We start from the raw sequence: 14346 nt of genomic DNA, 5'->3' as shown, positions 1-14346 counted from the left end.
CCATGGCCGCCGCGGCATACAACCTTCAGCTGCTCGCCCGGCAGGCTGCGCCGGCCTGATACGCGGCGTATCCTCCGGTGGCCGGCGTCACCAGCCATCCGCCACGCCGGTTTCGCGCAGACCTTTTTCAACGGTCTCGGTCGTTTTTCGTCCCGAGATGTAGCGATACAGGCATCGCTCGACTGGATGAAGCAAAGCGATGCGATGGCTCAGGAAGCACTGACGCCGGAGGACAAGGCCGCTATCGAGCGCGGGCTGGCCGATGTGGCAGCCGGCCGCACCTATACGCTGGATGAAGTGTTCGACGAGCTGGAGCGGCGCTGTTTGGATGGCCGTTGATCGTACACGTCACCGGTACGGCGGGGGCTGAGCTCGAAGACATTCGGCGTTGGATCGCGCGCGATAATCGGCCGCGTGCGACCAGCTTCATTCGTGAGCTGCGCAGCAGGATCGCCGGCCTGACCGCGACCTACGAGCTGTACCCGATCGTCGACAGCACCGCCGATGGCCCGATCCATCGTATGAACTACCACGAGTACCGAATATTCTATCAGGTAAGCGGCAAGCGCATCGATGTGCTTGGCGTTCACCAGGGCTCGCGTGGCTCGCCAGATTTCTCCGCCTGAACGCTTACCTGTCGCTTCGCAACCTCTATAGCGCCCGCATGACCCCATCCCCCCGCCGCACCTTCGCGATCATCTCGCACCCCGACGCCGGCAAGACGACCTTGACCGAAAAGCTCCTGTATTTCGGCGGCGCGATCCATCTCGCGGGCGAGGTGAAGGCGCGTGGCCAGAACCGGCGTGCGCGCTCCGACTGGATGAAGATCGAGCAACAGCGCGGCATCTCGGTCACCTCCTCGGTGATGACCTTCGAGCGCCAGGGGATAACCTTCAACCTGCTCGACACGCCCGGCCACGAGGACTTTTCGGAAGACACCTATCGCACGCTGACCGCGGTCGATTCCGCGGTGATGGTGATCGACGCCGCCAAAGGCATCGAGCCGCAGACGCGCAAATTGTTCGAGGTCTGCCGCCTTCGCTCCGTTCCGATCATCACCTTCGTCAACAAGGTCGATCGCGAGGGCCGCGATCCGTTCGAGCTGCTCGACGAGGTCGCCGAAATGCTCCAGCTCGATGTCTGCCCGATGAGCTGGCCGGTCGGCATGGGCGGCGAGTTCGAAGGCGTGTACGACCTGTACGCCAACACGCTCAGCCGGCCCGAGGGCCCCAGCCGCGAATTCATGGGCAAGGCAGCGCCGTTCACCGGGCTGGACGACCCCGCGCTCGCCGCCACCTTGTCGGAAGCGGGGGTGATCCGGCTCCACGACGAGGCCGAACTCGCGCAGGGCGGCTATGCCGCGTTCGACGCGACACGTTACCGCGCAGGCGACCTGACGCCGGTGTATTTCGGCTCGGCGCTCAAGGATTTCGGCGTCGCCGAGCTGATCGCCGCACTCGCCGACTTCGCGCCTTCCCCACGCCCGCAACCCGCCGAGCCTGCGCCGGTCTCGCCTGAAGGCAGCGAAGTCACCGGCTTCGTCTTCAAGGTCCAGGCCAACATGGACCCCAACCACCGCGACCGGATCGCGTTCATGCGATTGTGCTCGGGCGTCTTCAAGCGCGGGATGAAGCTCACCCCCTCGGGCAGCGCGAAACCGATCGCGGTCCATTCGCCGATCCTGTTCTTCGCGCAGAACCGCGAGCTGGCGGACGAGGCGTTTCCAGGCGACATCATCGGCATTCCCAACCACGGCACGCTGCGCGTCGGCGACACCTTGTCGGAGCGCAACGACGTCCGTTTCACCGGCCTGCCCAATTTCGCGCCCGAAATCCTGCGCCGCGTCGTGCTGAAGGACCCGACCAAGACCAAGCAGTTGCGCAAGGCGCTCGACGACATGGCCGAGGAAGGCGTGACCCAGGTTTTCTATCCCGAGATCGGATCGAACTGGATCATCGGCGTCGTCGGCCAATTGCAGCTGGAGGTTCTGCTCAGCCGCCTGGATGCCGAGTACAAGGTCGCCGCCGCGCTGGAGCCCGCCCCCTTCGACACCGCGCGCTGGGTGTCGGGCGAGACCGCCGATCTCAAGGCGTTCACCGACATCAACCGCTCGGCCATGGCGAAGGACCGCGACGGCAACCCGGTGTTCCTCGCCAAGAGCGCCTGGGAAGTGGGCTATATCGCCGACCGCTACAGCAAGGTGACGTTTGCGGCGACACGCGAGCGCTAATCCACCCAGTCTTTACGCAACGGCTTGACCGCGAACGCCATCAGCACGCCCGCGAGGAGATAGAGCACCAGCCCGCTCAGCATCGCGTAGCGCAACGATTCGTCGCCGAACGACGCCTTCATCGCCTCGGACAGCGCGCCCAGCACCAGCGTCCCCGCCCCCAGCCCGATCAGATTGTTGATGAGCAGGAACGTCGCGCTCGCGGTCGCGCGCATATGGGCAGGGACGAGGTGCTGGATCGCCGCGTTGACCGGCGCCAGCCAGACGTAGACCAAGGCCTGCGGGATCAGGAAGAAGGCGAACGCCGCGGTGGTCGAATGCGACAGGATGCCCGCGGCGAACAGCGGGACCGCGATCCAGAAGCACACCGCGGGCAGCTTCGCATATGCACCCCTGTCGCGCCGCCCGAGCGCGTCGCCGGCGAAGCCGCCGGCCAGCACCCCTGCCACCCCGCCGATCAGCAACAGCGCGCCGTAGAAGCGCCCGGTTTCGATCAGGTCGAGCCCGAACGACCGCTTCATCAACGACGGCAGCCAGAAGGCGAGGCCATAGCCGAGCATCGAGCTCGATGCCGCGCCGAAGCTGAGGAACCAGAAGCTCGGCTTGCGCGCCAGGATGCCGAAGACGTGCGCTATGGGAGCGGCGCCGGCGGGCTGCGGCGGGCGGGCGGGTTCGCGGACAACCAGCGCGAAGACCGGCGCGAGCACGACACCCGCGATGCCGACCGCGTAGAAGGCGGTGCGCCAGTCGATCGCCTGCGCGATCCAGCCGCCCGCCATCACCCCCGCCGCCGAGCCGAGCGGGATGCCGAGCGAATAGATGCCGAGCGCGCGGGCGCGGCGCCCCGCGGGGAAATAGTCGGCGATCACCGCATAGGATGGCGCCACCCCGCCCGCTTCGCCGACACCCACGCCGACGCGGCACAGGAACAGCTGCCAGAAGCCGGTCGCCGCGCCGCACAGCGCGGTGAACGCGCTCCACACCGCAAGGCTGAGGGTGATGACGCGGGTGCGGCTGGTGCGGTCGGCGCGCCATGCCAGCGGGATCGCCAGCGTGGAATACAGCAGTGCGAACGCCAGGCCGCCGAGCGCGCCCAATTGGGTATCGGTGAGCCCGAGATCGGCCTGGATCGCAGGGGCTAGGATGCCGAGAATCTGTCGGTCGACGAAGTTGAAGGTGTAGACCAGCAGCAGCATCGCGAGGACGATCCCGCGGTAGCGGGAGGTGGGATGCGTCATAGCCGTCATGTCGAGTGCTCCCAGCCTCTGGCCCTGGCCATCACCCCGCGCTCCCACTTCTTCGTGCTCGGGTTGAACGAAGAAGCTGGACCCCGGCTCAAGGCCGGGGCGACGATCCGGCGCTTGAAGCACCGGATCGTCAGAACTTCGCCGTGAACGTCGCGAACACCTGGCGCGGGTTGCCGTAATAGGCGGTCAGGGTGCCTTCAGCGCCCAGCGTCGGAATCAACTTGCCGGTCGTCGCGTTGCGGTTGAAATTGCCGGTGTCCGGGTTCTGGCTCAGGAAATTGTAGCCCGAGACGATATATTCCTTGTCGGTCAGGTTCTTGCCGTGGACACCAAGCGAAAAGCGTTCGTCGAAGTTGTAGACGATATTTGCGTCGAACAATCCGTAGCCGGGCTGGTCGAGGCCGGGCGTGCGCAGCTCGAATTGCTGCGTCCTGCTGCGGTAGGACAGCGTCGCGCTGACGTCGAGCGAGCCTGCGCCCACCGGTGCGCTATAGGCCAGCGTCTCGCTGAACGTCCATTTGGGGGTGTTCTGAAACGCGCGGTTCGCCGCGACGTTGAGCCCGCGGGCGTCGATGAACGTCTTGTACTTGGCGTCGATGTAGCCGAGCGTGCCGGCAAAGCTGAGGCGATCGCCCCCCACCAGACCGCCGCGCGCGATCGTTGCGTTGACCTCCGCCTCCGCGCCGTTGATCCGGGCGCGGCCCGCATTGGTGGTCACCCCGACGAAGGTCTGCTGACCGTTGACCAGCTGCCCGACCGAGCCGGGGATCTGGACGTCCTGATAGGTCGCGTGGAACCCCGCCAGCGCCAGCGTCACCGCACGGTCGAACAGCGCGGCCTTGTAGCCGATCTCGTAGCTGTTCACCGTCTCGGGGTCGAAATCGAGGAAGTCGTATTGCTCCTGGTAGCTGCGCACGCCGTCGCGGTTGCTGTCGGGCGCCAGCGTCGACTGGCCACGCGGATCGAAGCCGCCGCCCTTGAATCCCTTCGAATAGCTTGCGTACAGCGTGTGATCGGGTGTCGGCTTGAAGCTGACGCTCGCACGCGGCGTGAACTTCCTGAAGTTCGCGGTGCCGCGGAAGTCGGAGGTCGGCGCGCCGAAAATGGTGCCGTTGCCGCCGAAATAGGGCGATCCACCGTTGATGTAGGTCGCGCGGAAGATCGTCGCGGTGCGATCGTCCCAGGTGTAGCGTCCGCCCGCCGATACGCTGAACACGGGTGAGACATCGTAGGTGAAGTCGCCGAACACCGCGACCGTGTCGGTGTAGACGTTGCCGAAGGTCAGCGCGGTGAGGCTGCGGATCGCCGCGGCGGGGATGCCGGGTAGCCGTACGTCGAACACCGTGCGTGCCGACGCATCGAGATAGTAGAGGCCGACCAAGCCGTTGAACTTGCCCGTGTCGACGAGCGCCTGGACCTCCTGGCTGAACTGCTTGTTGTTGTAGAAGGCGGGCACGTCGACATCGACCGCGGGGAGCGCATCGAAGTCGATCGGCGAGGCGGAATCGTCCTTGCGCCAGCCGGTGATCGAGCGGACGGTCAGATAGTCGCTGGGCTTGGCCTCGGCATATAGCGAGCCGCCGTAGGCCTTCACCTGCTGCCTGGGGCTCACCAGCCCGCCGCGGCTGTCGAACACGTCGCGGAGCACCGGCGCGCCGCTCGCAAGCCCGGCGATGACGCGGTGGCCGCCGCGCGGGTTCGACTTGTCTTTCGTGTAATCGCCCGAGAAGCGCAAGAAGAGTCGATCGGAGGGCTCGATCTGGAGCGTGCCGCGCGCCGCCCAGATGTTCTTGTTGTAGTTCTCCTGCCCCGTCGTCAAATTGTCGCCGAAGCCGTCGCGGGTCAGCCGCGCCAGCGCGCCACCGATCTTGACCGCGCCGCCGCCGATCGGGACGGAGCCGCTGACGACGCCATCGGCCTGGTTGTACGTGCCGTAGCTGCCGCGCACCCGCAGCGTCGGGTCGTCGCCGAGCCTGCGCGTCACATACTTGACCGCACCGCCGATCGTGTTGCGGCCGTACAGCGTGCCCTGCGGGCCACGCAGCACCTCGATCCGCTCGACGTCGTAGATGTCCAGAACCGCGGCCTGCGGACGATTGAGGTAGACGTCGTCGAGGTAGATGCCGACCCCGGCCTCGAACCCGGCGACCGGGTCTTGCTGGCCGACGCCGCGGACGAAGGCGGTGAGCGTCGAATTGGTGCCGCGCGATGTCTCCAGCGTGACGTTGGGGGTGACGTTCGACAGGTCGGTGACGTCGATCGCGCCATTCGCCTCCAGTTGCGCGCCGGTGAAGGCGGTGATCGCGATCGGCACGTCGAGCAAGGATTCCTCGCGGCGGCGCGCGGTGACGACGATGTCCTGTGGGTTCTGGGTCGCGGCATCGGCGAAGGTATTGTCGTCGGACTGCGCCTGGGTCGGCGTCGGCGCGCCCTCGACTTGCGCCCACGCAGGCGTCGCGATCAGCGCGGCGGCGGCGCTGCCGATGTTCAGAACCATGCGCGCGGACGTAAATGCCATGTTACCCTCCCCTATGGCGCCGCCCGGTTCCCCCGGCTTGTGCGCTCGTTGCGACCGCTATACTGAAACATGAACCGGGTTTCAACTTCGGAAATGCAGGGGAGGTGGGATGGCCGACGGGTCAGCAGCCAATGCCGACAAGGTACCGCGTACCGAGCGCGGGCGGCGGACGCTGCGCGCGATCCTGGATGCAGCGGCCGGCGAGTTCGGCGCGCGCGGCTTCCACGACGCGTCGATCGGCGGGATCACCCGCGCAGCGGGCGTCGCGGCGGGCACCTTCTACACCTATTTCGATTCCAAGGACGCGGTGTTCCGCGCGCTTGTCGCCGACCTCTCCGCCCGCGTCCGCGACCACGTCGCCCCCGCCATCCGTGCCGCGCCCGACCAGATCGCGGCCGAGCGTGCGGGTCTCGCCGGCTTCATCGCGTTCGTGCGTGCACACAAGGAAATCTACCGGATCATCGACGAGGCCGAATTCGTCGACCCCGACAGTTTCCGCGAGCATTACGCCACCACCGCCGAACGCATCGCGCAACGGCTTGCCGTGGCGGCGCAGCGCGGCGAGGTGCGCGGCGACGTGTCGGAGGTCCACGCCTGGGCGATCATGGGGATGAACGTGTTCCTGGGGCTGCGTTACGGCGTGTGGGACGACGACCGGGCAGTGGAGGACATCGGCGACACCGTGGCGGACTTCCTCGCGCACGGGCTGGCGCCTACCACAACACGCCCTTGACCGGCTGCAGCGGCTCGGGCGCGCTGTCTCCGATCGCCTGGAGCAGGTCGATCTCGATTGTCCGGCACATCGCGCTCAGCGGCACGTCGTGGACGGTGTTGGCGAACGGATCGACCAGATCGTCGCCGATCCTGAGCACCGCCAGGAACATCAGCCCGGCGACCGTCGAGCCCAGCGGCGTTGCGAAGCCCAGCGTCTCGACCAGGCCGATCGGCAGCAGCACGCAGAACATGTGGGTGAACAGCGTCGGGAAGAAGCGGTATTGGGCGGGCAGCGGCGTGTTCTTCAGCCGCTCCATGCCGCCTTGCGCGTTGGCGATATCGACCAGCACGCTTTCCAGTTGCGTTTGCTGGATCGTGTCCAGCCAGCCCGCGCGCACCGCATCCGCGATCCGCCGCCCGGTGCCGTCGACCAGACCGTTGGCGATATTGGTCCGCGCCAGCGCGGGCTCGGCCTCGCCGTGCGACAGGAAGCGCAGGACCTGCGCGTCGACGGGCTGGCGCCGGAGCTGGCAGCGCAGCGCGTTGGCATAGGCGATCTGGCGCAGCACGATCGTCCGCTTGAGGTCATGCGCGTGCGGTTCGGGCAGGAAGTTGCGCGCGGCTCTCGCCAGGCTGCGCGAGGCGTTGATCATCGCGCCCCAGAGCGTCCGCCCCTCCCACCAGCGCTGGTACGCCGAGTTGCTGCGGAAGCCGAGGAACAGCGCCAGTGCGGTGCCGAACAGCGTCAGCGGCAGTTCGGGCGCATGGAACGGCAGCCGGTAGTAGACGATCGTCACCGCCACGTCCCATACGAACAGCGCGGCGAGCGGGCGCCAGACCTCGGCGACGATGTGGCGGAACCGCGGGACCGCGGCGACGATCATCCGACCAGAGCCCGGTCGCGCAAGCCTCGCCATACCCGCACTGCCTGCACCGTCTCGGCGACATCGTGGACACGGAGCAGTTGCACCCCCGCCTCCATGCCCTTCATCGCCAGCGCCAGGCTGCCGCCGAGCCGCTCGGCGACCGGCGCTTCGTTGGACAGCGCGCCGATCATCCGCTTGCGGCTGGCGCCGAGCATCACCGGGCAGCCGAGACCGTGGAACGCCGCCAGCGCGTTGACGAGCGCAAGGTTGTCGGCGAGCGTCTTGCCGAAGCCGATGCCGGGATCGACCGCGATCCGGCTGCGATCCACGCCCGCGCTCGCGACCATGTCGACGCGCGCCTCCAGCCAGGCGAACACCTCGCCGACGACGTCGCGGTAGCCGCCCTTCGCGTGCCCGCCGGTCTTCGGATCGGGCGAGTGCATCAGGACGACCGGGCAACAGGCCTTCGCCACGACGTCGAGCACGCGGTCGTCCCAGAGCAGCGCCGAGACATCGTTGACGATTCCCGCCCCCGCCGCCAGCGCCGCCTCCATCACCGCGGCCTTGCGCGTGTCGACCGAAACAAGCGTCCCCGCGCCGGCAAGCCGATCGATCACCGGCACGACCCGCGCGATCTCGTCGCCTTCCCACACCGCTGTGGCCCCGGGCCGGGTCGATTCGCCGCCGACGTCGATCAGCGCGGCGCCGTGTGCGGCCATGTCGACCCCCGCCGCCGCGGCGCCGTCCGCATCGCCCGGGTGCTTGCCGCCGTCCGAAAAGCTGTCGGGGGTGACGTTGAGGATGCCCACGACCTGCGGCTGGTCGAAGCGCAGCGTCCGTGCGCCCACCGTCCAGGCGGTGCGCGGCGCGGTGAAGCGCGCATGGAGCGTCGCGGCGCGCTCGCCCAGCGCCGCAACCTGCGCGACAGGCACCGTCCAGCGCCGCTCGCCCTCGACGACGTCATACGCGGCGTACCACAGCATCCCGGCCGCCAGCCGCGCGACGCTCCCGTCCTCGCGCCCGACCGGAGTCGCGACGAACTGCGCGGGGGTGAGATACAGGGTCAGACCGGATCCCTCACGGTTGCGTCGCCAGCAGATAGGTCTGGCGCAGCGTGTCGACAGGCGCGAGACCGCCCGCACCCTCGTGATGCCAGAAGGTCCAGCCGTTGCACGCGGGCGCACCCTGAAGCGTGGCGCCGAGCTTGTGGATCGATCCGGTGTGACCGCAGTCGCTCAGCAGCGATCCGTCGGCGCGCACCGTCGCACGCCAGCGGCGCTTGGCGTCGGTCAGCACCGCGCCGGGGGTCAGATAGCCGGTTTCGACGATCGTCCCGAAGGCGACCTTGGGCTGGCTGCGCGGGCTCTGCATCGTGCGCAGCGCCGATTCGTCGAGCGGCAGCGCGGCGGCGATCCGCTCCTGCGCCGCCGCGATATAGTCGTCCTCGCGCTCGATGCCGATCCAGCGGCGGCCGAGCCGCTTGGCGACCGCGCCGGTCGTCCCGGTGCCGAAGAACGGGTCGAGCACGACATCCCCCGCCTGGGTGCAGGCGAGCAGGATGCGGTAGAGCAAAGCCTCGGGCTTCTGGGTCGGATGGACCTTCACCCCGTCCTTCTTCAGCCGCTCGGGCCCGCCGCACACCGGAAAGTCCCAGTCGCTGCGCATCTGGAGCTCGTCGTTCAGCGTCTTCATGCTGCGATAATTGAAGGTGTAGCGCGCCTTCTCGCCCATCGACGCCCAGATCAATGTCTCATGCGCGTTGGTGAAACGGGTTCCCCGGAAATTGGGCATCGGATTGGCTTTGCGCCAGACGATGTCGTTGAGGATCCAATAGCCCAGGTCCTGCACCGCGGCGCCGACGCGAAAGATGTTGTGGTAGCTGCCGATCACCCAGAGCGTACCGTCGTCCTTGAGGATGCGCTTCGCTTCGGCCAGCCAGGCGCGGGTGAAGGCGTCATAGTGTTTCAGGCTGTCGAACTTGTCCCAATCGTCGGTCACCGCATCGACGTGGCTGCCGTCGGGGCGGAACAGCTCGCCGCCCAATTGCAGATTGTAGGGCGGGTCGGCGAAGATCATGTCGACCGATTTGGCGGGCAGCGCGCGCATCGCCGCGATGCAGTCGCCGCGGATGATGGTGTCGAGCGGCAGCGCGGGCACGCCGGACGCCTGAGGAGACGCCTTCGCTTTCGCCGCGCGCGGTCGCGCGATCGTGTCGGTCAGCCCCATCGTTCCCCCCTGCTCGGGTGCTGAAATCGCGGCAGATGCCGGACTCCGTCAAGCGATCATTGGTTAACGATCGGCGTGAAGATCGGGTTAACGCCGCAGCCGCGCCGGTTCGCGTCCCAGATATTGAGTCTGCTTCGTGCGGTTGACTCAAGCCCTAGCGGTGTGGCCCGAAAGACTCACAAGGCGAGAACCCACTGCGCGACCGGGGCGAAGCTGCGGCGGTGAAGCGGCGAGGGCCCGTGTTCGCGCAGTGCCGCAAGGTGCGCCGCGCAGCCATAGCCCTTGTTGGAGTGCCAGCCGTAAGCGGGGTGCGATTCGGCATGCGCGATCATGATCTGGTCGCGGGTGTGCTTGGCGACGATCGAGGCGGCGGCGATCGACAGCGATTTGGCGTCGCCGCCGACGATCGCGGTCGATTCAAAGGTCCAGCGCGGCAGGCGGTTGCCGTCGACCAGGACGTGGCCGGGCGCGCAGCCTAACGCTTCCACCGCGAGCGTCATCGCCTTCATCGTCGCCCAATAGATGTTGAGCCGGTCGATCTCGTCGGCCTCGACGATGCCGACGCCGACGTGCGCGCAATCGCGCAGGCGGCCGTGGAGGCGCGCGCGCTCCGCGGCGGAAAGCTTCTTGGAATCGTTCAGGCCCCGCGGCACGCCCTTGGGCGGCAGGATCACCGCGGCGGCGACGACCGGCCCGGCAAGCGGACCGCGCCCCGCTTCGTCGACTCCTGCCACGGGAGCGAGGCAGAGGCGCTCGTGTTTTAGAGAGGGCACGCGCCCGGCCATTCCTCGGCATCCTGATATTCGTGAACGTATTGCTGCCCCATAGGGCCGTGTCCCGCGCCCAAGCCCGGTGCTTCGAGGATCGCGAGCCGGACGAAGCGCACTGCGACCTCGAAGGCGTCGCCAATAGGATAGCCCCAGCCCAGCGCCGTCGCCAGTGCGCTTGCAAAGGTGCAACCGGTGCCGTGGGTCGAGTCGGTGTCGAAGCGTTTGCCCTCCAGGCTGCGCAATTGCTCGCCGCTGGGCGAGAAAAGGCGATCGGTCAGGTAATAACCGTCGCCATGCCCCCCTTTCTCGATCAGGTGGCAGCCATGCGACAGCACCGCGTCGCGACCGCCCAATGCGCGCAGCTCGGGAAGGTTTGGAGTAACGACGGAAGCGAGCCGCATGATCCGTTCGAAGCCGGCGATCGTCTCCGCATCGGCGAGGTTGGCTCCGCTGGTCGCGATCATCACGGGATCGAACACCACCGGCGCGTCGACCTGCTCCAGCCAGTCGGCGGTAACTTGCGCGATCGCCGGAGAGCCGAGCATCCCGATCTTGACCGCATCGAACCCGATGTCGCCGACCACCGCGTCGATCTGCGCCCGCACGATCTCGGGCGGAACGAGGTGGACGGCGTGGACTCCCACCGTGTTCTGCGCCGTGATCGCGGTTATCGCGGTCATGGCGTGGCCGCCGAGCGCGGACACTGTCTTGATGTCCGCCTGGATGCCCGCGCCGCCGCCCGAATCGGATCCGGCGATGATCAGGATGCGCGGCGTGACGCGCTCGGTGGGATCGCTGGTGTATGGCACCCGCTCAGCCTTTTAAGCGTCGCACGGCGGACGCCGGGTTCGCCTTCAGCGCTTTGCCCAGCCGCGTCGGCCGGTCGAGCAGCTCGCCGCCGCAATTGGGGCAGCGTTCGTCGAGCGCATCGGCGCATTCCGCGCAGAAGGTGCATTCGAACGAGCAGATGAACGCGCCGCCCTTTTGCGGCGGCAGGTCCGCGCCGCAGCGCTCGCAGTCCGGGCGCATCTCCAGCATCAGGCCGCCGCCCGTACCGCGTCGCACACCGAATCGACCAGGCGCTCCACCTGCTGGGCGTCGTCGCCTTCGGCCATGACGCGGATCACCGGCTCGGTGCCCGAGGGGCGGATCAGCAAGCGGCCGCGGCCCGCCAGTTCGCTCTCGGCGGCGGCGATGGCGTCCTTGACGCCGCTCGCCTCCAGTGGCTTGCCACCCGAGAAGCGCACGTTCTTGAGCAATTGCGGGAGCGGCTCGAAGCGGTGGAGGACTTCGCTGGCCGGCGCTCCCGCGCGCTTGACCTCGGCGAGGATCTGGAGCGCCGCCACCAGCCCGTCGCCGGTCGTCGCATAGTCGCTGAGGATGATATGCCCCGATTGCTCGCCACCGACATTGTAGCCGCGCGAGCGCATGGCCTCGAGCACGTGACGGTCGCCGACCGCGGTGCGGACGAGGCCCAGGCCCTGCGCCGCCAGATGCCGCTCCAGCCCCAGGTTCGACATGACGGTGGCGACCAGCCCTCCACCCGCCAGCCGCCCGGCGCGTGCCCAAGCCGCGGCGATCGTCGCCATCAACTGGTCGCCGTCGACCACCGTGCCGTGTTCGTCGACGACGATCAGCCGATCGGCGTCGCCATCGAGCGCGATGCCGATGTAGGCGCCGCTGGCGACCACCGTTTCGGACAGCGTCTGCGGCGCGGTCGATCCGACGCGGTCGTTGATGTTGGTGCCGTTGGGATCGACCCCGATCGACACGAGCGTCGCGCCGAGTTCCCACAACGCCGATGGCGCGACCTTGTACGCGGCGCCGTTTGCGCAATCGATCACGACCTTCAATCCGTCGAGCCGCAGGTTCTCGGGGAAGGTCGATTTGGCGAAGTGGATATAGCGCCCCTGCGCGTCGTCCACGCGCCGCGCGCGGCCGATGCCCTTGGCCGGGGCGAGAACCGTTTCGCCGTCGATCAGCGCCTCGATCGCGGCTTCGGCGTCGTCGGACAGCTTGAAGCCATCGGGACCGAACAGTTTCAGGCCGTTGTCGGCGAACGGATTGTGGCTGGCCGAGATCATCACGCCCAGGTCGGCGCGCATCGACTGGGTCAGCATCGCCACCGCGGGGGTCGGCATCGGCCCGACCATCACCACGTCCATGCCGACGCTGGTGAACCCCGCGACCAGCGCCGATTCGAGCATATAGCCCGACAGCCGCGTGTCCTTGCCGATCACCACCCGGTGGCGGTGGTCGCCGCGCAGGAAGTACGCGCCCGCCGCCATCCCGACCTTCATCGCCATCGCCGCGGTCATCGCGCCGGTGTTGGTCAGCCCGCGGATGCCGTCGGTGCCGAAATATTTTCTTGCCATCGCGCCTGGTTCTCGTGGGTTAGGCGCTGACGATTAGCGCCAAACACTGGAACACGCGAGCATGTCGCAACCGACCCGTATCCTCCTCTCGCTCGTCGCCGGCTTGATCGGCGGCATCCTGGTCGCGCGGGCCAGCGCCGGGGCGGCCGAGATCGGCATCCTGATCGCGCAGCCGGTCGGCACCGCGTGGCTCAACGCGCTGCAGATGACGGTCATCCCGCTGGTCGTGTCGCTGCTGGTCACCGCGGTCGCCTCCACCGCCGAAGCCGCGAGCGCGGGCAAGCTGGCCAGCCGGACCATCGCGTTCACGCTGGTGCTGCTGACGATCAACGTGACCGTGTCGGCACTGGTCACGCCGCTGATCCTCGACGCGGTGCCGATCCCCGGAGAGGCGGCGCAGGCACTGCGCGCCGCGCTGGTCGGCGTCCCCGCGGTTCAGGCGCCGCCCGCGATCGCCGATCTGTTCGCCGCAACGATCCCGACGAACGTGTTCGCTGCGGCCAGCAACGGCGCCTTGCTGTCGCTGATCGTCTTTACCCTCGTTTTCGCCTTTGCGCTGACCCGGATCGAGGCGGGTGGCCGCGCGCAGGTTGTCGCGCTGTTCGCCGCGATCCGCGACGCGATGCTGGTGGTCGTCGGCTGGGTGCTGTGGCTGGCGCCGGTCGGCGTGTTCGCGCTCGCCTTTCTGGTCGGCGCGCGCGCGGGGAGCGCGGCGTTCGGGGCGCTGGTCCATTACATCGCGACGATTTCGGTCATCGGCATCGTGGTGACGATCGTCGCGTACGTGATCGCCGCGGCCGCCGCACGCGTGCCGATCGCCCGCTTCGCGCGCGCGGCGCTCCCTGCGCAGGCGTTCGCGGTGTCGACCCAGTCGTCGCTGGCGACGCTGCCTGCGATGCTGAAGGCAGTGACCGAGATGGGGGTGCCGCGCGCCGCCTCGGGCGTGACGCTGCCGCTGGGCGTCGCGATGTTTCGCGCGACCCAGCCCGCGATGAACATGGCCATCGCCATCTACATCGGCCGCTGGTTCGGGGTAGAGGTGCCGGTGGCGGCGATCGCGGCGGGGGTGCTGGCCGGGGTCGTGACCTCTTTGGGCTCGATCAGCCTGCCGAGCCAGATCACCTTCTTCGCCTCGGTCGCGCCGATCGCCTCGGCGCTGGGCGTACCGCTGGCGCCACTCGGGCTGCTGATCGCGGTGGAGACGATCCCCGACATCTTCCGCACGCTGGGCAACGTCACCAGCAACCTGGCGCTGACCGCGGTCGTCACCCGCGATCAGCCGGGGGAGGCGCCCGCCGGGCGTCCAGCCTGATCTCCTTATTTGCCAAAGCCCGTTCGTGCCGAGCCCTTCGACTGCCTGGCAAGGCAGGCGCTCAGGAAAGCATCGGTCCTTGGCCATG

The 14346-nt window shown here is 68.0% G+C and carries 14 protein-coding genes; 5 read left to right on the top strand and 9 right to left on the bottom strand.

The window, feature by feature from the left end:
- The 3 genes from ACE5C1_RS08860 to ACE5C1_RS08850 all read left to right on the top strand — a co-directional run.
- On the top strand, positions 1-339 hold a 339-nt coding region (locus tag ACE5C1_RS08860), incomplete at its 5' end, for a hypothetical protein (protein ID WP_374943704.1).
- Positions 336-626 carry a type II toxin-antitoxin system RelE/ParE family toxin gene (locus tag ACE5C1_RS08855; RefSeq protein WP_374943703.1) on the top strand — a complete coding sequence of 97 codons (291 nt, stop codon included), beginning with the start codon at positions 336-338 and terminating at the stop codon, positions 624-626. The genes ACE5C1_RS08860 and ACE5C1_RS08855, both read left to right, overlap by 4 nt.
- A 38-nt stretch (positions 627-664) precedes the next feature.
- A complete protein-coding gene (locus ACE5C1_RS08850; RefSeq protein WP_374943702.1) occupies positions 665-2230 on the top strand; it encodes a peptide chain release factor 3 in 1566 nt (521 codons plus the stop codon).
- On the opposite strand, the gene ACE5C1_RS08845 is transcribed toward ACE5C1_RS08850, so the two are convergent.
- The gene (locus ACE5C1_RS08845) at positions 2227-3468 is read right to left on the bottom strand and encodes a spinster family MFS transporter (protein WP_374943701.1); all 1242 of its coding nucleotides are present in this window, start codon (positions 3466-3468) and stop codon (positions 2227-2229) included. The two genes, ACE5C1_RS08850 and ACE5C1_RS08845, sit on opposite strands and share 4 nt — an antisense overlap.
- A 139-nt stretch (positions 3469-3607) precedes the next feature.
- Positions 3608-5995 carry a TonB-dependent receptor gene (locus tag ACE5C1_RS08840; protein WP_374943700.1) on the bottom strand — a complete coding sequence of 796 codons (2388 nt, stop codon included), beginning with the start codon at positions 5993-5995 and terminating at the stop codon, positions 3608-3610.
- 109 nt (positions 5996-6104) lie between these two features.
- Between ACE5C1_RS08840 and ACE5C1_RS08835 the strand changes: the two genes are divergently transcribed.
- On the top strand, positions 6105-6728 hold the full coding sequence (locus ACE5C1_RS08835; RefSeq protein WP_374943699.1) for a TetR/AcrR family transcriptional regulator: 624 nt from the start codon (positions 6105-6107) through the stop codon (positions 6726-6728).
- On the opposite strand, the gene ACE5C1_RS08830 is transcribed toward ACE5C1_RS08835, so the two are convergent.
- The 7 genes from ACE5C1_RS08830 to glmM all read right to left on the bottom strand — a co-directional run bounded on the left by ACE5C1_RS08830 (position 6709) and on the right by glmM (position 12946).
- A complete protein-coding gene (locus ACE5C1_RS08830) occupies positions 6709-7593 on the bottom strand; it encodes a bestrophin family protein (protein WP_374943698.1) in 885 nt (294 codons plus the stop codon). The genes ACE5C1_RS08835 and ACE5C1_RS08830 overlap by 20 nt on opposite strands.
- Entirely contained in the window at positions 7590-8642 is a 1053-nt protein-coding gene (gene folP / locus ACE5C1_RS08825) for a dihydropteroate synthase (protein ID WP_374943705.1), read from the bottom strand. Before folP ends, ACE5C1_RS08830 begins: the two co-directional genes overlap by 4 nt.
- A 10-nt stretch (positions 8643-8652) precedes the next feature.
- Positions 8653-9801: a site-specific DNA-methyltransferase gene (locus ACE5C1_RS08820; protein ID WP_374943697.1), complete on the bottom strand. Its 1149-nt coding sequence runs from the start codon at positions 9799-9801 to the stop codon at positions 8653-8655.
- A gap of 176 nt (positions 9802-9977) precedes the next feature.
- On the bottom strand, positions 9978-10574 hold the full coding sequence (locus ACE5C1_RS08815; RefSeq protein WP_374943696.1) for a ribonuclease HII: 597 nt from the start codon (positions 10572-10574) through the stop codon (positions 9978-9980).
- Positions 10562-11380, bottom strand: coding sequence for a bifunctional hydroxymethylpyrimidine kinase/phosphomethylpyrimidine kinase (thiD, locus tag ACE5C1_RS08810; RefSeq protein ID WP_374943695.1), 819 nt, complete (start codon positions 11378-11380; stop codon positions 10562-10564). The genes ACE5C1_RS08815 and thiD overlap by 13 nt, the downstream gene beginning before the upstream one ends.
- 4 nt (positions 11381-11384) lie before the next feature.
- Positions 11385-11609: a DUF1272 domain-containing protein gene (locus tag ACE5C1_RS08805; RefSeq protein ID WP_374943694.1), complete on the bottom strand. Its 225-nt coding sequence runs from the start codon at positions 11607-11609 to the stop codon at positions 11385-11387.
- Positions 11609-12946, bottom strand: coding sequence for a phosphoglucosamine mutase (gene glmM / locus ACE5C1_RS08800; RefSeq protein WP_374943693.1), 1338 nt, complete (start codon positions 12944-12946; stop codon positions 11609-11611). The genes ACE5C1_RS08805 and glmM overlap by 1 nt, the downstream gene beginning before the upstream one ends.
- A 61-nt stretch (positions 12947-13007) precedes the next feature.
- Here glmM and ACE5C1_RS08795 point away from each other — a divergent pair, with 61 nt between their 5' ends.
- Complete coding sequence (locus ACE5C1_RS08795; RefSeq protein WP_374943692.1) at positions 13008-14258, top strand: dicarboxylate/amino acid:cation symporter; 1251 nt, start codon at positions 13008-13010, stop codon at positions 14256-14258.
- Positions 14259-14346: the final 88 nt, after the last annotated feature.

Origin of the sequence: Sphingomonas sp., assembly GCF_964263785.1 — a bacterium.
Lineage (GTDB): Bacteria > Pseudomonadota > Alphaproteobacteria > Sphingomonadales > Sphingomonadaceae > Sphingomonas.
The sequence above is the reverse complement of the archived record's forward strand: the minus strand, read 5'-3'. Positions and strand labels throughout refer to the sequence as shown.